This window comes from Segatella copri DSM 18205 (assembly GCF_025151535.1).
In the GTDB taxonomy this organism is placed as follows: domain Bacteria; phylum Bacteroidota; class Bacteroidia; order Bacteroidales; family Bacteroidaceae; genus Prevotella; species Prevotella copri.
This window is the reverse complement of record NZ_CP102288.1, coordinates 530,909-553,362: the sequence shown is the minus strand read 5'-3', so window position 1 is coordinate 553,362 and position 22,454 is coordinate 530,909. Positions and strand designations below refer to the sequence as shown.

Sequence of the window (22,454 nt, the reverse complement as noted above, 5' to 3'; positions counted from 1 at the left end):
TAAAGTTATTGAATTGTGCAGGAAACAATCTCTATGTCGATGTTGTCGGTTGAGCCACCGTAGTCGCCAAAACCATCCAACTGAATTGACAGGTCGAGACATGTTGCCGTGAAGGTCTGTGTAGAACCGGTGGTATTGGTAAGTGAAACAGTAGTCTCACCGCCATTGGTATCTACTGCAACAGCATCAGGAAGATCGTATGCACCTGGTTCCCATGTTTGCTTGATATTATTATCAATCAAAGCACACTTAGGAGTCTTGCTCCATGTCACGCCACCCTTAATCTTGAAGGTAACGGTGATGGTCTGGTTCTTCTTCAGCTTCACAGACTTCACATCCTTGAAGAGTCCCTTGCCTGTTTCACCATAATGATGGAAGCCGATGCGGAGGCAACCATTCTCAACCCACATGATACCCTCGTTGTGGATGATGGAATTGTCGATAGCCACCTTGGTAGGACCAACAGGACCAGTAGCAATCTTCTTGTAAGCCAACTTAGCTACGAGATAGGAGTTGACCAAGCCATTCTCATCCGTTGTCTCAGGAATACCGATAGTGAGATACTGATCATCGGTAGAGTTGCCAAGGATATAGAACTTCTTGCCCTTCAATTCGATGGTGCGCTTATCGCCTGCCACAGCAAATACAGAGATTTCCTTATCGAAGGTCATGGTATTCTCGGTGATTTTCACCTTACCATCTACCTCACCACATTCATAATTGTAAGAGCCATCAGAAGCCTTACTGATAGTCAACTCGAAGTTATCGATTGCCTTGTCGCCAAGAGCAGGAGCCCATGTAGTATTGTACTTACCTCCGATTACGCTCTCCCACGCCTTCACATTAGGAGAACCATTCCACCACAAGAAATCATAAGGAGTCTCAGAATCCAAATTGAAAGTCATCTTGCTACCAACATACTTGTCACCATTGATATCGGCAGTGAACAAGTCGGTATGGATATTCTCGAAAGTAGGAAGAATTGGCTTCACTGTCTCAATCAGCTCCTGGTCTGCCTTAGGAATGCAAGCACCCTTGGTAGCAATCACATCCTCTGAAACGAAGTTCCATACAAGATACCAGTTGCCCTCTGAATTGGTACGTTTTGTCACCAACTGAAGGAGGTATGGAGTCAACTCAACAATCTGAATGTTCTGAGTATAGTTGGAGCAAACTGCATCAAAACCTATATTATGCATCGCATAGCAGTCGTTGAAAGTGATGGTAGGCTTGGTCTTGTCGCCCAATCCCAGATTGAACTTGCCCACCATGTTGCTACCTGTGCTGGCACCCTTCTCACCCGACTCACCACGATACATGGTAGCCACACAACCATTCTTAGCATCCATGCTGAATGTCATGTAAGAATCCATGTAAGGATCAGTTTCTGGAATCAGCCAGCTCTGGAAGCCAGGATCCCAGTTTGGTTTCCAATTATCAGAACCGAAGAGGATATCCTTATAAACGGCATTTGCCTCTTCATCAGCAGTATATCCTTTACCGTCGTAGTCAGGATCGTAAGGAGAGCAATACATCACAGGACTCGTACAACGGCCGATATTGTAATTACCATCGCAAGGATACCATTTTTTGCTGACACCGGCAGCGAGCGTTTCGGCAGATGGGAAAGCCTCGCCCGTCTTGTAATTCTTATCTGCCAGGAGGAACCACTTGTCATCGTTCAAGAGAGAGAAGTCGTTCTTTGAAAGACTCAACTTATAAGGCTCGCCATAAACGATACCACCAGGAGTTTCCACACCAAAGGTTACCTCATAATCGCCGGCAAAAGGCAATTCTACATCCAAAGCCTGCTGGGACTTACGTCCCACAGGAGTTATCCAAAGCGGAGTGGCATCAGGAATCTTGGATTCCAGCTTCACGATGTTACCATCTATGGTAACCGTATAAGCCTTACCCTCCACCAAATCTTCTGGAGAGTATGTATTCTTGCCAAATCCGAAATCTTCTGGTGAGCAAGATGCCAACAAGAAGACTGCCATGGCAACAAGAAGCGTATATATAAGATTATGTATTTTCATATCTTCTTATTATTAAATGTTTATTATATTACCTACCCAACTTTACCATCCGGCATTCTGAGTCAGAACGTTACCGGAAAGCGTAATCTGAGTATTAGGAATCTGCATCAGACCCTTCTTGCTGGTAAAGTTGTCAACAGCAAACTTGGTAGCTGCCTCCACTCCACCATTCTTTACCTTGGCACCATTCTGAGCCTTGGCAATTTCCTGTGCTGCATAAGAACCATCCTTGCCGTAACGCATCAAATCCCAGAAGTGAACACCTTCGAAAGCCAACTCGATGGCGCGCTCCTTGCGAATATTCTCAATACTGTAGTCTTCTGGTTCAAGACCCACACGGGCACGTACCTTGTTCAGACCATCGGCAGTGCCATTCAGCTCAGAGTGCATCAAGAGCACATCAGCATAACGCATGATGGTATAATCCTGATAGTAAGTGATGTTCTGATGCTGCTCACCCAACTGGAAGCCCACTTCCTGTCGAGTACCATCGGCAAAACACATTGGAGCATACTTGCGGGTATAATAACCCGTATACTCATAAGAGTCAGACTCATCTGCTGTAAAACCGGCATCCTTGCAGCTCCAGACACAGGCATTGAAACGAGGATCGTTTCTAAACTGCTCTACGAAATAAGGAGTAACCGGGCAAGCTCCCCAACCACTGGCGATGCATATATCAGTAGCACAACGGTTGCGAGGACCCAAATATACCGAGAAGGTATTACCATCACCATTGCCATTGTAATCGTGGGTAGAGTTCAGCTTCAGGTTCAAGACAATCTCCTTAGAGAGACTACCCTGTCCTGCCTTCCAGGTCTTTCCGTCATACCACTTGCCGGCATAGGTTGTTTCCCAGGCATAGTTACCCGTTGAAGAAGCATCCTTGGTACAGGAAGGCATCCAGAAATCGGCATAGTTCTTCTCCAACTCATAGCCACCGTTTTCTACCACATCATTGATGGCAGCAGTAGCCTCAGCCTTGGAACATGCAGGATGCTCCTCGCCGTAATATCCCGTATAATAAAGGTATGCGCGAGCCAGCAAAGCCTCAGCAGCATACTTGGTGATGCGGCCATCATTGGAATCACGGTCCTTCAAAGGATAAGCATCGGCAGGAATATTGGCTGCGGCATACTTCAAGTCATCGAAGATAGACTGATATACTTCCTTCACCGGAGTACGCGGTATGTTAGCCTCAGAAGGTTCGAGCAACAAAGGCACATCACCAAACAAACGGGCCAAATCGAAATAGAGGATGCCACGAAGGGCACGAGCCTCGCCCATGATACGGCCTTCTGCCTTGGTATCACCATTCCACTTGATGGTAGCATCAGCCTGAATCAGCTGATTGCAACGGTAGATGGCCTGATAATAATTCTTCCAATCTGTATTGAAGAGATCTGTATATGATGGAGCAACTGTCAAATCAAACTGGTCGATGGCATTATTGTTCTTGGCATCAGAAAGACCCAAGCCTGCGAAAGCCTGCTCGGAGGCAAACTCAGCCGTCAGGTACATACCGACACCTTCATCGCTCAATGTACGCTGCCATCCATCGTAGCAGCCCACAAGATCCATGTCTGCTGCAGCCGGTGTGCTGTAAGCAGTCTCGGAATTCATCTTTGTCTTAGATGAAGTGTCCAGGAAGTCATCGCATGACGTCAAAGCCATGGAAGAGAGAATCAGGGCACTCATCAATATATGTTTCTTATTCATATTACTTTCTGTTTAAGAGTTAGAATGCAAGATTTAAACCAACGATGAAAGTACGAGGATGTGGATAGTAACCCATATCAACTCCTGATACCCAGGAATCGCTGCTGTTACCATCTGTACCGTTGAATGAACCGATTTCCGGATCCATACCATCATACTTGGTCAAAGTAAAGAGATTCTGCACCTGGAAATAGAGGCGCATCTTAGAGAGTCCCTTCCAAGAGATGAGCTTCTTGAAATCGTAGCCCATGGTAAGGTTCTGCAAGCGGATATAGTCACCATCCTGCAAATAGAGGTCTGAGAACAACCAGTTACCAACATCTCCGTAGGTAACACGAGGAATCTCATTGCTTGTCCCCTCACCTGTCCAGCGCTTCAAGATTCTGCGGCTGTAGTTAGCCTGAGATGAGCTAGGATCACGGTAAGACTGTGCAATCTGGAAACCGGCTGCACCTGTGAAGTTAGCACTCAGGTCAAAGCCCTTCCATGCCAGGCTGAAATTGAAACCGAAAGTATACTTAGGAAGACCATTTCCCAAGTCAACCTTATCGCTGGCATTGATAACACCATCATGATTCACATCAACATACTTTACATCACCAGGCTTCACATCTGCCTGATAAATACCGTTACCGGCAGCTATCCAATCATTGATTTCCTTCTGGTTCTGGAAGAGTCCCGCAGTCTTGTAACCCCAGAAGTAACCGATTGCATGACCATTCTCCGCACGATAGAATTCCTCAGCATTCTGATAAATCTGGTTGGTAGCACCATGGATGATACCATCCAATGTAGGAATATTACCTACTTCATTGTGGTTATAAGCGAAGTTGGCACCTACACTATAAACAAAGTCCTTGCCAATCTGGTCATTCCATGAAAGTCCAACCTCGATACCCTTGTTCTTCACATCACCACCATTGATGACAGGACCACCGGTACCAGCTGTAGCCAGGATAGGAGCCTGAACCAACCAATCCTTAGTGCTCTTGATATAACCATCGAGAGTCAAGGAAAGACGCTGACGGAGGAAACGGGCATCCAAACCAACGTTATACTGCTCTGAAGTCTCCCACTTCACCTTCTCATTAGCCAGACGCTCTGTATAAGCACCCATCACCCAAGCATCGGTACCACCTGTAGCACCGAAGTTGTAGTTGGTATTTGATGTGGTAACAGGAGCCAGATACTGATAGCAGTTGATATTAGCATTACCAACCTGACCCCAAGAGAGACGGAGCTTCAGGAAATCCAACCAGGAAGCAGAAGACTTCATGAAATCTTCCTCAGTCAAAGTCCAACCGGCAGAAACTGATGGGAAATAACCCCAACGATGTCCCTTGGCAAACTTAGAAGAACCATCGGCACGCATGGTAGCATTCACCATATAGCGATCCTTCCAAGACCAACCCAAACGGGCGAAGAAAGACTGACCACGGGTAGCATCGTAAGGACCACCACTTACCTTACGGTCAGCATGTCCCTTCTCTGTATTCTCTACATAGGCATGCTCCCAGTCATCAAAGCCAGCAGTCAAGTTAACACCATAACTGCCTGTTGACTCACCATCATACTTAGTAGTCTCACTACCTAACAAAGCACTGATATGGTGCTCCTTGATATCGAAATCGTAAGTCAGGGTATTGGTCCAGACAAGAGAAGTACCATTGCCATTGCTCTGGTTCACCTTGGTGATACCATTACCGCTCTGAGGAGTAAACTTGTAAATAGGAGTAAATGAACGATAGTTAGAACCACCATAGTTCAAGCCGAATACTGTCTTGAACTTCAAGTTCTTGACAGGTTCAATCTGCACATATACATTCGCATCAACCGAAGTACTCTTGCTCTGGTTGTAGCGATTCATCATCATGGTACCATAAGGGTTACCATCATTCTTGTTCCAGTCTGAATCAACGGTAGAATAATAGTTACCATCTGCGTCATAAACAGGAACCAGTGGAGAAGTAGAGAACGCACTGCGGAGGTTGTTGTTATAGATATTGCCGGTACCCATGCCACGGCTATCCTTATAAACAAAACCTACGTGCTCACCAATAGTTACCAATCCATTCCACATCTTATGTTCAGAATTGACACGAAGGTTATACCTTTTATAATAAGAAATGTCAGAACCGCCAATAAGACCGTCCTGTCCGGTATAACCACCAGAAATAGAATAAGTTGAAGTCTTGCTACCACCGGTAAAAGCCAGACTGTGGCTAGTGGTCAAGGCACCATTGTCTACAGCCTGGTCAATCCAGTCTGTATTATAAACATTACCATTTGCATCACGGATAGCACTGAGAGAAGTCCAGTCGATAGGCGACATATATGAATTCAGCAAAGCCTCATCCATAATCTGCATATACTGGCTGGAATTGAGCATTTCAAACTTGCGCCCCAGAGTCTGCCAACCTACATATCCATCGTATGTAATTTTGGAAGAACCTTCCTTACCGCTCTTGGTTGTAACAAGGACTACACCATTGGCAGCCTGTGCACCATAGATAGCAGCAGAAGCAGCATCCTTCAATACGTCGATGCTCTCGATGTCGGCAGGGTTCAAGGTTGTGATATCACCACCCACACCATCAATCAAGTAAAGAGGCTGAGAGTTTCCTACGGTACCCAAACCACGAATGGTAACACTCATGGCTGCACCTGGCTGACCAGAAGTAGAAACGATGTTAACACCAGGTGTCTGTCCCTGCATGGCAGAAAGAGGGTTGGTGGTGTTAAGCTTGGCAATGTCGTCACCCTTCAACTGAACGGTAGCACCCGTCACCAGCTTTTTCTTCTGAACACCGTAACCTACTACGACAACTTCATCAAGTGACTGCTTGTCTTCATTTAAGGTTACGTTGATTGTCGAACCTGTAACTTTAATCTTTTGGGTGATAAAGCCCAGATACGAAACTTCGAGTGTTTGTCCATTCTTTGCTTCAATGGTAAAGTTACCATCCAGGTCAGTAACGGCACCCGTCTTTGTACCCTGCACCATGACACTTGCACCAATCAATGGTTCATTGTCACTGCCAGAGATGACAGTACCCTTAACCGTCTGAGCATTGAGGACACCCGCTCCGATTCCTAACATTGCCTGGAACACCAACATGATGGCTACCAGAGCAACTTTGCAGAGCATGTGGCTCTGCGAGAATTTCTGAGATGTTTTTCTCATAATTACTTTAGGTTTAAATTAATAATTGTTGCTTCTAGGTGTAATATAGGGCCTATGTAACATAGGTCGAATATTGCCTTTATATAAATAAGGTATAAGCCTCGGTTATGAGGATTGCCTCGATTTATCGTTGTTTACATTTACTTTTCGGGGGCAAAGATAGATAAAAAACAGACACAATGGGGTATGTTTTGGTTAATCAATTACGTATAAAATGTTGCGCAACCTACATTTTTTAACGAAAAAGCACCAAAATATAGCATAAAATACATTTTGGTGCAAAAATAGTTTAATTAATATGATATTTTATCAACCCCGGCATCGGGGCTTTCAAAATCTGGGAAATCTTGAGATGAAACTCATCCTCCATCACATTTCTCAAAGGTGATTCAAAGTAATGAGCTATGCTTCCAACAAAACCAAGCATCGGGATTTCTTCTTCCAAGGATGAATGCCATGCCTTCATGCCTGGCTCCAACTGGCTAATATCCTCGGTGCTCGCCTTGACATATTTAATATAAGGTGTGAGATTCTTTGCGTAGAACTGATTGAAACTCTCCAGTATCATACGATAGAGAGACATCGCTTCATTCAGTTCGTCAGTCCCGTTCTCGTGTTTCTCACCTTCTGCTATCTGTTCTGAGATAAAAGGACAGATGGAAGCCAGAAAGCGATTGGCAAGCGGCTGTCTGTACACCTTATTAATAATAGTAGGATAATCCAAGCCCGACCAGGCAAGATATTTATTCTTTAGCGATACAGGCAAAGTGCCCTTGAAGATACCATTAAGGAAAAGTTTGCCGATTACTGCCCCACTACCCTCATCGCCCAGGATATATCCCAACGGAGGCGTGTTCATCACAATCTTCTCTCCATCGTAAAGACAACTGTTGGCACCGGTTCCCAAAATACAAGCGATACCCGGTTTCTTGCCAAAGAGGGCACGGGCTGCTCCCAGCATATCACCTTCTGCCTCAACCTTGGCTTCGGGAAAAGACTGCTGCAAGAGTGATTTCATGCGAGACTTCATCGCCTCGGTTACTCCACTGCCATAAAAGAAAACCTCCTGAGGCTGCTCTGACAGAACAAGTTCCTTACACAATACATCCAATATCTCGGCATCACTCTGATGAATCGGACTGATGCCCTGCGTCTTAGAGGTAACCATCACGTTACCCTGTTCATCAACCAGAGCCCAATCGGTCTTGGTACTGCCACTATCTGCTATGAGTATCTTCATATTCTTATCTGATTAATTAACGTATCCTTTGACGTTGCAAATGTAATCAATTTATATGAAAAATGCAAAAGATAACCCTAAAAATCGAACGTAAAGGTGCTAATATATCAAAAAAGGCGATTTTCTCTTTGCTTTTTCACGAATTATTAATAACTTTGCAGTCAAATTTACTAAATATGAAGAAGAGACTATACATCATAATTCTGCTGATGGTGGCATTCGTGCTGCCAAGCAACGCAGTGCTCAAGGAAGCCAACCTGGACACAACGCTCTATATGCTGCGTACAGAATTGACCAACTATCACATAGACTTGGAGAAACAGAACCAAGCTGCCAAGGCTCAACAGTTGGCTGTGATTCAGGAACTCATCAGTATTGTGAAACAGGCTGACCAGAACTCCATCATGCTCTATTCGCAGCGCAATGGGTATATTTTCGACATGACGTATGCCTGTCATGAGGCTACAGAGCAGTTTAAGAAGTTTAAGACGAAGGCTGTTCCTTTCCGCCAGATGATCAAGAAGAACAATGTTGAGGTGGCTCGTTTCGATTCGCTCATCAACTATCTCTACGGCATGAACACCATGTTTCTCAGCGAAGAAGCACAGGTGAACCGAAACGTTGACCTGACTCTGGCTGTCAATATCCGCCGCCAGCTGGTAGAGAAACAGAAACAGTTGCAAGCCTATGTGCAGGCTTACGACCGAACCGACCGTAAGTTACAGGCACTCAACGACTATGCCAACCGCAGATACGAAGATATCCAGAACAGCATCTTCAATAATGGAGGCGACAACTATCTGCGCATACTCCGTAACTTCAGCATGAACTATAAGGAGGCGAAGACGTCTGTAACCGAGAAATACAAGCCCGTTCCGGGCATGATGTCGCAATGGGATGTACGTATCATCTTCATCCTCTTTAGTATCATCATCTTCTGGGGACTCATCTCCATCTTCCTCAATCTCTTTACCATCCGCATCGTGATTACCCAACTCATGAAGCATGGTATGTTCGAGAACAGAAAGGAAAGTTTTATGGCAAAACGACCATGCCTTATCATGGCGATGACGGTAGTAACCTTCGCATTCATCCTGGGTATCATAAGAATGGCGGTTACCCAGAACTTCGTGATTATGGCAAGCCAGCTGCTGGTAGAATATTCCTGGCTGGTTGGCGTCATTCTGGTATCTATCCTGCTACGTGTAGACAACGATAAGATCAAGAATACCTTCCGTATCTATTCGCCATTGATGCTGGTAGGTTTCATCGTTATCGTGTTCCGTATCATCCTGATACCAAACGGCCTTGTAAATCTCATCTTTCCACCAGTCCTTCTGCTCTGCGCTCTCTGGCAGTGGAATGTGATTGGCAGAAAGCACAATCAGGTGTTGCGTACCGACAAGACATACGCATTCATATCGCTTGCCGTATTCGGAGTAAGTACCATTTTTGCCTGGACAGGTTTCACACTGCTTGCCGTCCAGTTTATCATCTGGTGGACCATGCAGCTTACCTGCGTGCTTACCATCACCTGTTGCGAAGGATGGCTCAGCGTATATGCCAAGCGTAAGAAGTTGGCTGACAAGGCGATTACCGACAAATGGCTGTACCGCTTTATCTACAAGGTATTGCTCCCTATTTCAGGCGTGCTCTCGTTCATCATCTCTATCTATTGGGCTGCAGATGTATTCAACATGAGTGATACGACATGGGAGATATTCAACAAGGATTATATCAAGACCAGCAACTTCACTGCATCGCTTCTCAGTATTTCAGAGGTAGCTTGTCTGTACTTCCTGTTCAACTACATCAACATTACTTCTGTAGATTTCATGCGTCATCACTTCGAGAAGGCAGACCCGGCGTCGGCTGCTTCAAAGATTGTGATGTTCAAGAACGTGATGCAGGTGATTATCTGGGGTATCTGGCTGATGATAGCCCTGAACGTATTCCAGGTTGGTAAATCATGGCTGCTAGCTATCTTTGCCGGTTTATCAACCGGTCTGGGTTTTGCATCAAAGGATATTCTCGAGAACATCTACTACGGCATCTCTCTGATGATGGGCCGTGTGAAGGTGGGTGACTATATTATCTGTGACGGCACCCGTGGTAAGGTGAGCAGTATCAGTTATACCTCTACGATGCTGGAGGCTACCGACGGTTCGGTCATAGCCTTCCAGAACTCGCAGCTCTTCTCGAAGAACTACAAGAACATGACCAAGAATCATGGTTATGAGCTGGATATTCTGGAGGTAGGTATTGCTTATGGCAGCAATGTGAAGGAAGTGAAACAGATTCTGATTGATGCCCTGATGAAACTGGACTGTATCTATCAGGACAAAGGTGTGAAGGTGTTACTGAAGAGTTTCGATGACAGCTGCATCACCCTCAAGATTGTTGTATGGGTGAACGTGCTTACCCAAGCCATCGATGATGCCACCATCATGGAGTGCATCTACGATACGCTCAACGATCACAACATCGAGATTCCGTTCCCACAGCGTGAAATTACAATTAAACAAGTTAATAATTAACAGTTTGTAGTTTACTGTTAATAGCAGGTTAACTCCCTATTAACTGTAAACTATAAACTATAAACTATAAAAAATATGGCAACATTCATAGCAGGTCCTTGCGTCATCGAGTCAATGGAACTATTGGAAACAGTAGCTCAGGAACTCGTCCGCATCAACAAAAAGTTAGGAACCCAAATCATATTCAAGGCTTCATTCGACAAAGCCAACCGTACCAGCATCCACTCTTTCCGTGGTCCAGGACTGGAGAAAGGACTCCAGATGCTGGGAGATATCAGAGAGAAGTACAACCTTCAGGTTACAACAGATATTCATGAGAGTTATCAGGCTTCAGCAGCAGGCGAAGTATGTGATATTCTCCAGATTCCAGCCTTCCTCTGCCGTCAGACCGACCTTCTGGTTTCTGCAGCCAAGACTGGCAAAATCGTCAACATCAAGAAGGCACAGTTCCTGAGCGGAAGAGATATGAAATATCCTGTAGAAAAAGCATTGGAGAGCGGTGCCAAGGAAGTTTGGCTCACAGAACGCGGCAACTGTTTCGGCTATAACAATCTCGTGGTAGATTTCAGAAACATCCCTGACATGAAGGAGATTGTGCCAAATGTCATCATGGACTGTACCCATAGCGTTCAGCGCCCGAGTGCAGGTGACGGCAAGACCGTAGGCGACCGTAAATTCGTTCCAGCAATGGCAAAGGCGGCTAAAGCTTTCGGAGCTACCGGCTACTTCTTTGAAGTACATCCAGACCCAGACCAGGGCAAGAGCGATGCAGCCAATATGCTGGAATTAAACAAGTTGGAATCACTTATAGAAGAACTCCTGTAAGTGAAGAACGAAGAAACAACGTTCGGCGTCCGAAGGGAAAGCCAATTCAAATGATTTAGAAATGACCGATAAAAATAGCAAAATAGATGATAAGATTGTTCGCGGTTATGGCGAACAGGCTCTTAGAGACGAGGCGCAGGCCATCCTCGACCAGATACCTTATCTGGACGACAACTTTGAGAAAGCAGTAGACATGATGTATCATTGCCAAGGCAAGATTATCGTAACAGGTGTGGGCAAGAGTGGACACGTAGGTGCCAAGATTGCCGCTACACTTGCCTCTACAGGCACACCAGCCTTCTACATCAATCCACTGGATGTCTATCACGGCGATTTAGGTGTGATGACCGACAAGGATGTGGTTCTGGCACTGAGTAACAGCGGTCAGACCGATGAACTGCTCCGTTTCATCCCGATGGTACTCCACATGAATGTTCCTATCATTTCCATCACCGGAAATCCAGATTCCCTGCTGGCAAAATACTCCAACCACCATATCACCGTAAAGGTAAAGAAGGAGGCTTGTCCGCTGAACCTCGCCCCTACCAGCAGTACTACTGCAGCATTGGCTATGGGTGATGCACTGGCTATCGCCCTGATGCAGGTACGCCACTTCAAGCCTCGTGACTTTGCACAGTTCCATCCTGGTGGAGAATTAGGCAAACGACTGCTGACCACTGCAGAAGATGTGATGCGCAGCGATGATATGCCTATCATTCCTAAGGAAATGCACCTGGGCGAGGCTATCATCCACGTAAGCAAGGGCAAACTGGGATTGGGTATCTCATTGGATGAAGACAACCACGTTATCGGACTTATTACCGATGGTGATATCCGACGCGCCATGGAGAAATGGCAGGCTGAATTCTTCAACAAGACTGTAAGCGACATCATGACCACCACTCCGAAAATGGTAACTCCGAAGACGAAGATTTCGGAGATTCAGCGCATCATGCACAAGTATAAGGTGCATACGGTACTGGTTGTAGACAAGGATAATCATCTGAAGGGCATTGTAGATCACTATGCCTGCATGGTATAATTTTTTAGGCACGGATAACACAGATTACACGGATTTATAGATAACACGGTTATAGATAAGATGAGATATTTTTTATTAATAGCAACATTATGGCTGTCTTGTTCGCTGTGCAGCGCACAGACCAGCGATTCACTGATCGTAAATCAGCTTCGTGGGAAAGGTGTCAGCTTTTCTCACGATAATTCAGTAACCCTACTGATGAACGGTCAGGAAAAGTTTGATGATATGTTCCAGGCAATCCGACAGGCTAAACATAGTGTACATCTGGAATACTTCAACTTTCGCAACGACAGCATCGCCTCCCTCCTCTTCGACCTGCTAGCTCAGAAAGTCAAGGAGGGTGTGAAGGTGAGAGCCTTATATGATGGTTTCGGAAACTCTTCCAACAATAAGCCTCTGCGAAAGAGACATCTCAAGAAAATCCGTGCCAACGGCATAGAGATTTATGAATATAAGCCCCTGAAGTTTCCATGGGTACATGCAATTTTCAATCGTGATCACCGCAAAATTGTAATCATTGACGGACAGATTGCCTACACAGGCGGTATGAACGTTGCCGACTATTATATAAAAGGTACTGAGGTAGTAGGTGAATGGCACGATATGCACTGCCGCATCGACGGAAGCGAGGTGAATACCCTGCAGAAGATATTCCTCAAAATGTGGAATAAGGTGAGCGGACAGAATGTGCACAGCACTGAGTTCTGGAGATATAAGAAGAAGGATTATCTGGTAGAGAATCTCAAGCCAGATACAACAGCAACAGCCTACAGAAAGATGGTCGGCATCATCAACCGCGAACCGCATATTACAAAGGATATCATCCGATATTTCTATGTGAATGCCATCAATGATGCACAGGACAGCATCAAGATTATCAGCCCCTACTTCACCTTGAGTCATAAACTCAAAAAGGCATTGAAGAATGCTGTGAAAAGAGGAGTGAAAGTAGAAATCATGCTCTCTACCAAGAGCGATATTCCGCTGACTCCTGACTGCGGTTTCTATAATGCCCACAAACTGATGAAGGCAGGATGCAATGTTTGGATGTACACACGGGGCTTCCACCATACCAAGATTATCATGGTAGACGGCAAGTTCTGTACCGTTGGCAGTGCCAATCTCAATGCCCGAAGCCTGCGCTGGGACTATGAAGAGAATGCAGTGATTGTGGATTCTTGCACTACCCAACAACTGGTACAGCTCTTTGATGGGGAAAAGAAAGACAGTTTCTTACTCAATGAGAAGAACTGGAGAGAGTGGCGTACAGGCTGGCAAAGATTCAAAGGATGGTTTGCCGCAAAGGTACTCACTCCATTCTTGTAAAAACAAGATATAAGTATAACCCAACTTCACTAGCAGAAATAAAATAAACAGAGATGAATGAAGAAATGATGAAAGCCATGGCTGGCAAACAGATGCCGGAAATGGCAATAGTAGAGAGTAATACACTCGCCGCAATGGGACTCAGACAACTGCTTGAGTCGGTGATGCCCATGATGAAAATCTCGACCTTCGGTTCGTTCCGTCAGTACGAGGCAAACAATCCAGACCACTTTGTTCATAGCTTTGTATCTATGCACATTGTACTGGAACACCGTTACTTCTTCACACAGGGCAACAGGAACCGCCACGTGATCGTTCTAACACCCAGCAACGATCCCAATTCGCAACTTGCAGAATTTCATTGTCTCTGCGTCAATGTACCAGAAGGATACCTGATAAAAGATCTTCTCAACCTGCAGCATTCCGGTCATCCTCATGGCGAACATATCCCTGCCATGCCCCCTGTCACTCAGGAAAAAGTTCTGTCGGATAGAGAAATAGAGGTATTATCTCTGGTAGCACAAGGGAAAATCAACAAAGAGATAGCCGACCAACTCTGTATCGGACTGACTACAGTGATTACCCATCGCAAGAAAATACAGGAAAAATTGGGATTAAAAAGTGTGTCTTCACTCACCATTTATGCTGTGATGCATGGTTTTGTTGACATCAATATGATCTAGCCTTCACCATAAATAGTGATGCAGAATCATCACATACCTAAATATAATGATAGCGCCTTCCCCTCATGTGAGAGGAAGGCGCTATCATTTTAGGAAAAATAACATTATTTAAACGATATTCCACAGATAAACTACAGCTTTACAGAAGAAATATCAACCAAATTGTTCACGATGGCATAAATTGTAAGACCTGCAGGAGAGTGAATCTGAAGCTTTCGGGCGATGTTTCTGCGATGCGTAATAACCGTATTGATAGAGATAAACAGGTGGTCAGCAATCTCCTTGTTGGTCATTCCCTGAACCAAAGCAACTATCACATCTTTCTCACGGTCGCTCAACTGTTCGTCACTCATCGGAGTCTGATTAATCATGCTCGAAATCTTGGCACTCACATCGTTCTGCTTCAGTTTACGCTCTGCATTTCTTACTGCAGGAATAAAGATTTCTTCCTCAACCTCAGAATGATGTTTCAGCCATTCCTCATTATTATATATATCATAAAGAGTGGCGCTGAGCTGATTATTATGCAAGCCATCAGAAGGCAAATACTTGATAATGATACTCTTGAGTTCCTTTAACTTCATATCTACCTGAGCATGGTGCTTCGAGAAGGTTTCTATATCAAAGCTTGCATTGGCATTACCATCTATAAGTGCCTGAACATAAGGGAATACCATCTTTTCTTCATACCGCATATGATTGGTTATACTATGGGCATAATCATCATAAAGTTTGAGGATAAGACGTGCCAGATTATCTGTTTCATCCAAAGCCTCAACGAGTTCCTTACGGATGAAAGGCAACTGGAAATCAATATAATAGACATGGGATGCCTTGAGATAATGCAAAAGGGTCGGTAACGACAAACGGTCGGCATTGTCATACTCTTTATAACCATTGATGGTATAATTGACCACAGCCAAGAAAGTATAGGTATCCACCTGCTGTTCTTCGCAAACTTCGCGCACAGTTTTATCACCAAAGCCCAGGTTGATGCCGAAGCTGCCGAGGCTCTGTAAAATGTTATAATTGTCTCTAATGATGCTGATCATCTTGTCATCAGCTTCATACATCTTCTGATTTTTCATCTTTCTTTATCCTTAAATGAAAACATCCTTGTATCAAGAACATTCATAATGTTTCTATTTCGGTTGCAAATATACAAAAAAGTTTCAAAACTCGCAATACCTAAAAATGGGGATGCGATGAGAGCAAAATCAATATGAGTTGGGAGCACGTCAACAAGTTGGAAACAGAAGAGATACCATCCATGCAGTTCCCTGATGGCGAAAAGTTTGATTTGATTTATCCTGAGATTACCATTCCACAGTCGGCATGCAATACCGATCCTGTTCCTAGCAACTATGCCGTTCGCCTGGAATCTACCATCGGCATTGGCGGTACAGGTCTGATTGATGCCATCCCTAGTGAGGACATCGTTGGGCAGCCAGGTACCTTATCCAGATACCTGGCTGTTTTAAAATATATGACTAAAAAATATCTTGATAAGTTTGCTTATCTCAGAATTATAACGTAATTTTGCAGCAAGATTACACTAGAAAGATTTCGAAACGAACAATGATTAAAAAGATATTATTCATTCTCTACATACTGATTCTCGTATGCATGGCAGCTGCCAGCATTGTAGAGAAAACAGAAGGCACGGATTATGCGCATGTCCACTATTATGGCGCCTGGTGGTTTATCCTGATTTGGGCAGCACTAGCCGCCCTGGGCATTTTCTATCTCATCCAGCGGAAGGTGAAGGCAGTTTCTACCTGGGCGCTCCATCTTTCCTTCGTTATCATCCTTGTAGGTGCCTTCATCACACATGTCAACGGCAAACAGGGAATGATGCATCTGCGCATCGGAGAACCATCGGATATTTATTTTTCCAACAATCCGGCAGAGGGAATCCAGCAGAAAAAACTTCCTTTTACCCTGAGTCTTCAGAAGTTTTACATCCATCTGTATGAGGGCACAAATGTTGTGCGGGATTATTCCTCTCAGTTTCTGGTGACGGATCATTACGAGATGGAGGAGGCTAAGGTATCGCTCAATAAAATCTATACCCATGGTTCCTACCGGTTCTATCAGGCATCCTACGATGAGGATGGGATGGGAAGCGTTCTAGCCATCAATTCCGACCCGTTTGGTATTCCCGTAACCTATTGTGGTTATTTCCTACTTTTCGCTTCGTTAGTTTGGATACTCTTCGATAAGAAGGGGGGATACAGGAAGTTGCTCAAGCGTTCCTATCAACAGTTTAGAAATCTTTTAATAGTTATATTCAGTCTTGTAGGTATAGGATTCATCTTCCTGATTTATCATTTCAGCCACATCGATTTTTCGACTGGTGAGCATGCACCGATACTAAACAGTCCTTACTTCTGTCTACACGTCAGCGTCATCAGGATGAGTTATGTACTTCTGATACTCACCTGTCTCTGTGGTATCCTGGGCATCTGCTGGCGTTCTCGCCAAGAGAGGATGCGAGATTTAAGTCACCTCTTCCTCTACCCTGCCCTCACCACGATGGGATTCGACATCTTCATTGGTGCCATCTGGGCAAACGTGAGTTGGGGTAATTACTGGAGTTGGGACAGCAAGGAAACATGGGCACTCATCACCTTCATGATTTATGCCGTAGTAGTGCATACGCAGAGTCTACCGGTCTTCCGCAAGCCGCTGGTATATCACATCTACATCACCCTAGCCTTCCTGAGTATCGCCATGACCTACTTCGGAGTAAATTACTTCCTTACCGGAATGCACTCGTATGCATAAAAAATTGCTTTTTCTACTATATTTTATTCAAGTTTCGCAAGCTCAGAAGTTAAAGGAGTTAAAGGAGTTATCGCTCCCTACGGTCGCTGAGGAGTTAAGACAACAGTCTTTTTGGCGTAGTTTTTTAAGCTGCAAGACATACGTCTTAACTCCTTAACTTCCTTAACTCCTTTAACTTCCTGATATGCGAAAGTTCAGTATTTTATTCCATAAAGACAGAGCGCCAAAGACTATAGCGCGCCTCTGGGTTCAACTGCTCCAAATGATGGAAGACGGCTTGCATATCCGCACGGCGGGTAGTCTCTTCGTAAGGGCACAACGCCTTCTGCTTAGTGAAATGCAACTCTTCTGCTACCTGCCGGATATCCGCCTCATGTACCAGACAGAGCGGACGGATGATGGTGAGGGGATAATGTTTTAAAGGAAGACTGGGCTGCATGGTGGAATGAGAACCCTCGAAGGTGATATTCATCAGCAGGGTAACGAGGATATCATCCATGTGATGTCCCAGAGCTATCTTATTGAACCCGTGGCTTACCGCAAACTCGAAGAGCGTCTTACGTCGGTTCCAGGCACAGAGGAAGCAACGGGTCTTACGGGGATCTGTGGATTCATCAAACGAACTATGAAGGATATGGAGCTTGATACCATTCTCTGCACAGAAATCCTGCAGATAAGAACGGTCGGTCTCGTAAGGAATGTTATCCATGATGATATGCGCCGCCTCCACCTCGATATGAGGTTTATAGATACGGGCACGCTGAGCCAGCAAACGGACAAGTTCCAATGAATCCTTGCCTCCACTCAAGGCAATAAGAATACGGTCCCCATCCTGCAAAAGATGATAGTCAACACATCCTTTATTGAATCGCTTTAATACTTTCTGTTCTGCTTTCATCATATTCTGAAAAGGGAAAAGAAAAGCCGCACCCTTTTTCCAGAGTACGGCTTTATCAAGATACATCTCTCTACCTTGCAGAAGAGAAACGACAATTTAAACTTCAAATATAATTCTATCTTACTTAGCGTAAGCTACGCTTCGGGTTTCACGAATTACAGTAATCTTAACCTGACCAGGATAAGTCATCTCATTCTGAATCTTGGTTGCGATTTCATCAGAAAGCTTGATGCTCTCTTCATCGTTCATCTTATCCGCACCCACGATGACACGGAGTTCACGACCTGCCTGGATAGCGTAAGTCTTGGTTACGCCAGGATAACTCATGGCGATAGCTTCGAGATCATTCAAACGCTTGATGTAAGCCTCTACAATCTCACGACGGGCACCAGGACGAGCACCAGAGATAGCATCACAAACCTGTACGATAGGAGCCAATAATGTGTTCATCTCCATCTCATCATGGTGAGCACCAATGGCATTGCAGATATCAGGTTTTTCCTTATACCTCTCTGCAATCTTGGCACCATACAATGCGTGTGGCAATTCACTCTCCTCATCAGGCACCTTACCAATATCGTGCAAAAGACCGGCACGTTTAGCCTTCTTAGGATTCAATCCCAATTCAGAAGCCATAACCGCACAGAGGTTAGCGGTTTCACGGGCATGCTGCAAGAGGTTCTGACCATAAGAAGAACGGTACTTCATCTTACCGATGATACGAATCAACTCTGGGTGCAGACCATGAATACCGAGGTCGATAACTGTACGCTTACCAGTTTCGATAATTTCATTATCCAACTGCTTCTTCACCTTGGCTACCACCTCCTCAATACGGGCTGGATGGATACGGCCGTCAGCAACCAACTGATGGAGAGCCAGACGGCAAACCTCACGACGAACAGGGTCGAAGGCTGAGATAACGATTGCCTCAGGAGTATCATCCACAACGATTTCTACACCAGTTGCTGCTTCCAGAGCACGGATATTACGGCCTTCACGACCAATAATACGTCCCTTCACCTCATCATTATCAATATGGAAAACGCTAACAGAGTTCTCAATGGCTGTTTCTGTAGCAACACGCTGGATTGTCTGAATCACAATCTTCTTAGCCTGCTGGTTAGCATTGAGTTTGGCATCATCCATAATTTCGTTCACATAGCTTGCAGCATCGAGTTTAGCCTGATCTTTCAGACTCTCAATCAATCTCTGCTTAGCCTCTTCAGCACTCAGACCAGAAAGTTCTTCCAGTTTAGCCTGCTCCTGTTTCTGCATCTTATCAAGTTCCTGCTGCTTGACAGACAAGAGTTTCTTCTCGTTGTCAACACGCTGCTGATACTGATCAATCTCCATCTTGCGTCGACCGAGGTCTTCCTGACGCTGATTGAGAGAAATCTCGCGCTGTTTCAGCTTATTCTCATTCTGCTGGATGCGAGAATTACGCTGCTGCACTTCTTTTTCGAGTTCCGCCTTCTTGTTAAGGAATTTCTCCTTCACTTCCAAAAGTTTCTTCTCTTTTACTACTTCTGCCTCTTTGTTGGCAGCTTCTATCATTTCATTATATTTTCCCTTAATGACATAACGGAAAATGAAATACCCAGCAGCACCGCCGATAACAAGTGCCACCAAGGCTGCTATAATAGTTACTATCATTGATATTATATTATATATATGTTTATTAATATTCTTATTTCAAAGCGTCTTCAATCTCGGAGGTAAGCTTCTCAAGAATATCATCATAAGGTTTCGTATCATTCCGATCCGATTCCTTCTCATATCTCAATGCCACATCAATGAGCGCCATATACAGGATTTCCTTATCGCTCTTTCTGCCTTTGAAAATCTTGGCATATGAGTTTACAATATCATCTATCAGCTTAGCTGATTTACGATAATACTCCTCGTCTTCCCTAGGTATTCTTACCGAAAGATCTGTATCATAGACGTGTAATCGTATGAGTAATTTATCTTGTTCTTGTTCTGCCATCGTTCCGATTTTTACTTTTCACCCAATAGTGTGATACACTTATTGACATCTCTTATGAGCTTGGCGATGCGCTTCTGAGTAGCTTCCATATCATTGTCAGAAATCGTCATCATCTTCGCCATCTTCAAGCTGTCGTAATCACTCTGCGCTTGAGCCAACTTTTCCTCCAATGCCTTGATTTTGGCATCGCGCTCATCCACCATCGCATAGAGTTCAGTATTCTCCTGCTTGACCTCGTCAAACTTGAGAATCATCTGCCTTACTCTTGTGGCAAACGTATTAATTGTTTTCTCATTTGCACTCATGACTATTATTTTTGGCTACAAATTTAAGAGAATTATTTGAATAAAACAAATATTCTGCTAATTTTTTCATTTTGGGCGCAACATTTGTTACTTTCCCATCTTCTGCTTTGCCTTTTCTACGTCTTCATCTGATGGACGTGGCTCTTTTTTGGCAAGCATCAATACCTGGAAGGTAAAGTCGGTTACCCATTGCTGGCTGAACGCCAAGCGCTTGTTGAACTGGCGCAACTGAAGCACGGTTTTCAGCACACTGGCATCAGAGAAATCATTCTTAGTGAAGATATCTTCTACAGTTTTAGCAGTCAGCTTGTAAAGTGAATTCTTCATGAAGCTAGGCAAACGGAGCTTAAACTTCATCAAGTTGCCCATCAGCATCATCAGATCCTGAGTGAAGTTCTGGAACTGGATGAGATATACATTGACATCCTGCAGTTTGTGGCAGTTCTTACGGATACTGGAATCTATTTCCTTGAAGAAGGCATCATCCGTATCATAGATATTCTTCATCATTTTTTTCACCTGAGCCTTTTCGCCAATACCCAGACGGTTGTTGACCGTCGGAACATGCAGACTTGTCTTGAAGACACGCAAGTCTGGCAACATGGCCAAATTGGTGATACCTAACTGAGAAGCAAGTGCAGCCTGAAAGTATACACGGACCAAAGTCATGTAATCTTCCATTCCACCTACCTTTTTATCGTCGTCTTTACGACCGAATAGTTTAGCAAAAATTCCCATTCCTTTATTATTTTATTTTCTATATCTATTTAAATTGTTCTGCAAAAATACAATAAAATCAGTAAATACCCAAATCAAAGCGACGTTTTTTATATAAAAAGGTGCTTTTTTTATCAAAAAATGCATTTTTATGGCTTATGATTTCACTCATTCAACTTTTTTTAGTAACTTTGCCACGTTTTTAAGATAAGACTATTCAACTTTATTATATTAGAAATAGAGAAGATATGAAAGGAATCGTATTAGCGGGAGGTTCGGGTACAAGACTTTACCCTATTACCAAAGGCATCAGTAAGCAATTGATACCAATTTTTGATAAGCCAATGATATACTACCCTGTTTCCGTGCTAATGTTGGCAGGAATCAAGGAGATTTTGATTATATCTACCCCATTCGACTTGCCTGGTTTCAAACGTCTGTTAGGCGACGGCAGCGAATTGGGTGTACACTTCGAATATGCAGAACAGCCATCACCCGATGGTCTGGCTCAAGCCTTCATCATTGGCGAGAAGTTTATCGGTAATGATACAGCCTGTCTGGTTTTGGGTGACAACATTTTCTATGGAGCCGGTTTTACGGGTTTACTCAAGGAAAGCGTAAAAGCTGCAGAAGAAGGACTGGCAAGCGTATTTGGCTATTATGTTAACGATCCGGAAAGATATGGTGTGGCAGAGTTTGATGAAAACGGCAACTGCCTGAGCATAGAAGAAAAACCGGAAATGCCTAAGAGCAACTATGCGGTTGTAGGACTCTATTTCTACCCAAACAGCGTGGTGCATGTGGCAAAGAACATCAAGCCTAGCGCAAGAGGTGAGTTGGAAATAACAACAGTAAACCAGCACTATCTGACAGAAAAGACTCTGAAAGTAAGAACCTTACAGCGCGGTTTCGCCTGGCTAGACACCGGTACCCACGATAGCCTTTCGGAAGCCAGTACCTTTATAGAAGTCATAGAAAAGAGACAGGGTCTGAAAGTAGCATGTCTGGAAGAAATCGCATTCAAACAAGGATGGATTGACAAAGAACAGTTGCTGAAACTTGCCCAACCGATGCTCAAAAACAGTTATGGACAGTATCTGAAAGAACTAGCGGCAAGCAGATAGCACAGATTCTATCATTTATCTTATACGAATATAAAAAG

Annotated in this window: 18 protein-coding genes; 8 read left to right on the top strand and 10 right to left on the bottom strand. The window is 44.3% G+C overall.

The window, feature by feature from the left end:
- Positions 1-5 precede the first annotated feature (5 nt).
- From NQ544_RS02180 to NQ544_RS02165, 4 genes are all read right to left on the bottom strand, one after another.
- Positions 6-2,039 carry a hypothetical protein gene (locus NQ544_RS02180; protein WP_006846380.1) on the bottom strand — a complete coding sequence of 678 codons (2,034 nt, stop codon included), beginning with the start codon at positions 2,037-2,039 and terminating at the stop codon, positions 6-8.
- Positions 2,040-2,081: 42 nt separating this feature from the next.
- On the bottom strand, positions 2,082-3,758 hold the full coding sequence (locus NQ544_RS02175; RefSeq protein ID WP_006846381.1) for a RagB/SusD family nutrient uptake outer membrane protein: 1,677 nt from the start codon (positions 3,756-3,758) through the stop codon (positions 2,082-2,084).
- Between the two features lie 19 nt (positions 3,759-3,777).
- Positions 3,778-6,942, bottom strand: coding sequence for a SusC/RagA family TonB-linked outer membrane protein (locus tag NQ544_RS02170; protein WP_006846382.1), 3,165 nt, complete (start codon positions 6,940-6,942; stop codon positions 3,778-3,780).
- A 289-nt stretch (positions 6,943-7,231) separates the two neighbouring features.
- Positions 7,232-8,182, bottom strand: coding sequence for a hypothetical protein (locus NQ544_RS02165; RefSeq protein ID WP_006846383.1), 951 nt, complete (start codon positions 8,180-8,182; stop codon positions 7,232-7,234).
- 176 nt (positions 8,183-8,358) lie between these two features.
- Here NQ544_RS02165 and NQ544_RS02160 point away from each other — a divergent pair, with 176 nt between their 5' ends.
- From NQ544_RS02160 to NQ544_RS02140, 5 genes are all read left to right on the top strand, one after another.
- The gene (locus NQ544_RS02160) at positions 8,359-10,719 is read left to right on the top strand and encodes a mechanosensitive ion channel family protein (RefSeq protein WP_040552492.1); all 2,361 of its coding nucleotides are present in this window, start codon (positions 8,359-8,361) and stop codon (positions 10,717-10,719) included.
- A 75-nt stretch (positions 10,720-10,794) separates the two neighbouring features.
- Complete coding sequence (gene kdsA / locus NQ544_RS02155) at positions 10,795-11,544, top strand: 3-deoxy-8-phosphooctulonate synthase (RefSeq protein WP_006846385.1); 750 nt, start codon at positions 10,795-10,797, stop codon at positions 11,542-11,544.
- A 61-nt stretch (positions 11,545-11,605) separates the two neighbouring features.
- Positions 11,606-12,586, top strand: coding sequence for a KpsF/GutQ family sugar-phosphate isomerase (locus tag NQ544_RS02150; protein ID WP_006846386.1), 981 nt, complete (start codon positions 11,606-11,608; stop codon positions 12,584-12,586).
- 60 nt (positions 12,587-12,646) lie between these two features.
- Positions 12,647-13,912: a phospholipase D-like domain-containing protein gene (locus tag NQ544_RS02145; RefSeq protein WP_040552494.1), complete on the top strand. Its 1,266-nt coding sequence runs from the start codon at positions 12,647-12,649 to the stop codon at positions 13,910-13,912.
- A 53-nt stretch (positions 13,913-13,965) separates the two neighbouring features.
- The gene (locus tag NQ544_RS02140) at positions 13,966-14,595 is read left to right on the top strand and encodes a response regulator transcription factor (protein WP_006846388.1); all 630 of its coding nucleotides are present in this window, start codon (positions 13,966-13,968) and stop codon (positions 14,593-14,595) included.
- A 131-nt stretch (positions 14,596-14,726) separates the two neighbouring features.
- Here the strand turns inward: NQ544_RS02140 and NQ544_RS02135 are convergent, their stop codons facing one another.
- On the bottom strand, positions 14,727-15,683 hold the full coding sequence (locus NQ544_RS02135; RefSeq protein WP_006846389.1) for a LuxR C-terminal-related transcriptional regulator: 957 nt from the start codon (positions 15,681-15,683) through the stop codon (positions 14,727-14,729).
- Positions 15,684-15,817: 134 nt separating this feature from the next.
- Between NQ544_RS02135 and NQ544_RS02130 the strand changes: the two genes are divergently transcribed.
- A complete protein-coding gene (locus NQ544_RS02130) occupies positions 15,818-16,132 on the top strand; it encodes a hypothetical protein (RefSeq protein ID WP_006846391.1) in 315 nt (104 codons plus the stop codon).
- A gap of 41 nt (positions 16,133-16,173) precedes the next feature.
- Positions 16,174-17,382 carry a cytochrome c biogenesis protein CcsA gene (locus tag NQ544_RS02125; RefSeq protein WP_006846392.1) on the top strand — a complete coding sequence of 403 codons (1,209 nt, stop codon included), beginning with the start codon at positions 16,174-16,176 and terminating at the stop codon, positions 17,380-17,382.
- A 202-nt stretch (positions 17,383-17,584) separates the two neighbouring features.
- Here the strand turns inward: NQ544_RS02125 and NQ544_RS02120 are convergent, their stop codons facing one another.
- The 5 genes from NQ544_RS02120 to NQ544_RS02100 all read right to left on the bottom strand — a co-directional run bounded on the left by NQ544_RS02120 (position 17,585) and on the right by NQ544_RS02100 (position 21,313).
- A complete protein-coding gene (locus NQ544_RS02120; protein WP_006846436.1) occupies positions 17,585-18,346 on the bottom strand; it encodes a tRNA 2-thiocytidine biosynthesis TtcA family protein in 762 nt (253 codons plus the stop codon).
- A 54-nt stretch (positions 18,347-18,400) separates the two neighbouring features.
- The gene (rny, locus tag NQ544_RS02115; protein ID WP_006846435.1) at positions 18,401-19,936 is read right to left on the bottom strand and encodes a ribonuclease Y; all 1,536 of its coding nucleotides are present in this window, start codon (positions 19,934-19,936) and stop codon (positions 18,401-18,403) included.
- Between the two features lie 34 nt (positions 19,937-19,970).
- Entirely contained in the window at positions 19,971-20,270 is a 300-nt protein-coding gene (locus tag NQ544_RS02110) for a cell division protein ZapA (RefSeq protein WP_006846434.1), read from the bottom strand.
- 11 nt (positions 20,271-20,281) lie between these two features.
- Positions 20,282-20,575, bottom strand: coding sequence for a coiled-coil domain-containing protein (locus NQ544_RS02105; protein WP_006846433.1), 294 nt, complete (start codon positions 20,573-20,575; stop codon positions 20,282-20,284).
- A gap of 87 nt (positions 20,576-20,662) precedes the next feature.
- Entirely contained in the window at positions 20,663-21,313 is a 651-nt protein-coding gene (locus NQ544_RS02100; protein ID WP_006846432.1) for a DUF8491 family protein, read from the bottom strand.
- Between the two features lie 227 nt (positions 21,314-21,540).
- On the opposite strand from NQ544_RS02100, the gene rfbA reads away from it, so the two are divergent.
- Entirely contained in the window at positions 21,541-22,416 is an 876-nt protein-coding gene (gene rfbA, locus NQ544_RS02095) for a glucose-1-phosphate thymidylyltransferase RfbA (RefSeq protein WP_006846431.1), read from the top strand.
- Positions 22,417-22,454 lie beyond the last annotated feature (38 nt).

Coding starts and splice junctions, on each gene's coding strand:
- NQ544_RS02180 (WP_006846380.1), bottom strand. CDS start 2,039: ATGAAAATACATAATCTTATATATACGCTTCTTGTTGCCATGGCAGTC.
- NQ544_RS02175 (WP_006846381.1), bottom strand. CDS start 3,758: ATGAATAAGAAACATATATTGATGAGTGCCCTGATTCTCTCTTCCATG.
- NQ544_RS02170 (WP_006846382.1), bottom strand. CDS start 6,942: ATGAGAAAAACATCTCAGAAATTCTCGCAGAGCCACATGCTCTGCAAA.
- NQ544_RS02165 (WP_006846383.1), bottom strand. CDS start 8,182: ATGAAGATACTCATAGCAGATAGTGGCAGTACCAAGACCGATTGGGCT.
- NQ544_RS02160 (WP_040552492.1), top strand. CDS start 8,359: ATGAAGAAGAGACTATACATCATAATTCTGCTGATGGTGGCATTCGTG.
- kdsA (WP_006846385.1), top strand. CDS start 10,795: ATGGCAACATTCATAGCAGGTCCTTGCGTCATCGAGTCAATGGAACTA.
- NQ544_RS02150 (WP_006846386.1), top strand. CDS start 11,606: ATGACCGATAAAAATAGCAAAATAGATGATAAGATTGTTCGCGGTTAT.
- NQ544_RS02145 (WP_040552494.1), top strand. CDS start 12,647: ATGAGATATTTTTTATTAATAGCAACATTATGGCTGTCTTGTTCGCTG.
- NQ544_RS02140 (WP_006846388.1), top strand. CDS start 13,966: ATGAATGAAGAAATGATGAAAGCCATGGCTGGCAAACAGATGCCGGAA.
- NQ544_RS02135 (WP_006846389.1), bottom strand. CDS start 15,683: ATGAAAAATCAGAAGATGTATGAAGCTGATGACAAGATGATCAGCATC.
- NQ544_RS02130 (WP_006846391.1), top strand. CDS start 15,818: ATGAGTTGGGAGCACGTCAACAAGTTGGAAACAGAAGAGATACCATCC.
- NQ544_RS02125 (WP_006846392.1), top strand. CDS start 16,174: ATGATTAAAAAGATATTATTCATTCTCTACATACTGATTCTCGTATGC.
- NQ544_RS02120 (WP_006846436.1), bottom strand. CDS start 18,346: ATGTATCTTGATAAAGCCGTACTCTGGAAAAAGGGTGCGGCTTTTCTT.
- rny (WP_006846435.1), bottom strand. CDS start 19,936: ATGATAGTAACTATTATAGCAGCCTTGGTGGCACTTGTTATCGGCGGT.
- NQ544_RS02110 (WP_006846434.1), bottom strand. CDS start 20,270: ATGGCAGAACAAGAACAAGATAAATTACTCATACGATTACACGTCTAT.
- NQ544_RS02105 (WP_006846433.1), bottom strand. CDS start 20,575: ATGAGTGCAAATGAGAAAACAATTAATACGTTTGCCACAAGAGTAAGG.
- NQ544_RS02100 (WP_006846432.1), bottom strand. CDS start 21,313: ATGGGAATTTTTGCTAAACTATTCGGTCGTAAAGACGACGATAAAAAG.
- rfbA (WP_006846431.1), top strand. CDS start 21,541: ATGAAAGGAATCGTATTAGCGGGAGGTTCGGGTACAAGACTTTACCCT.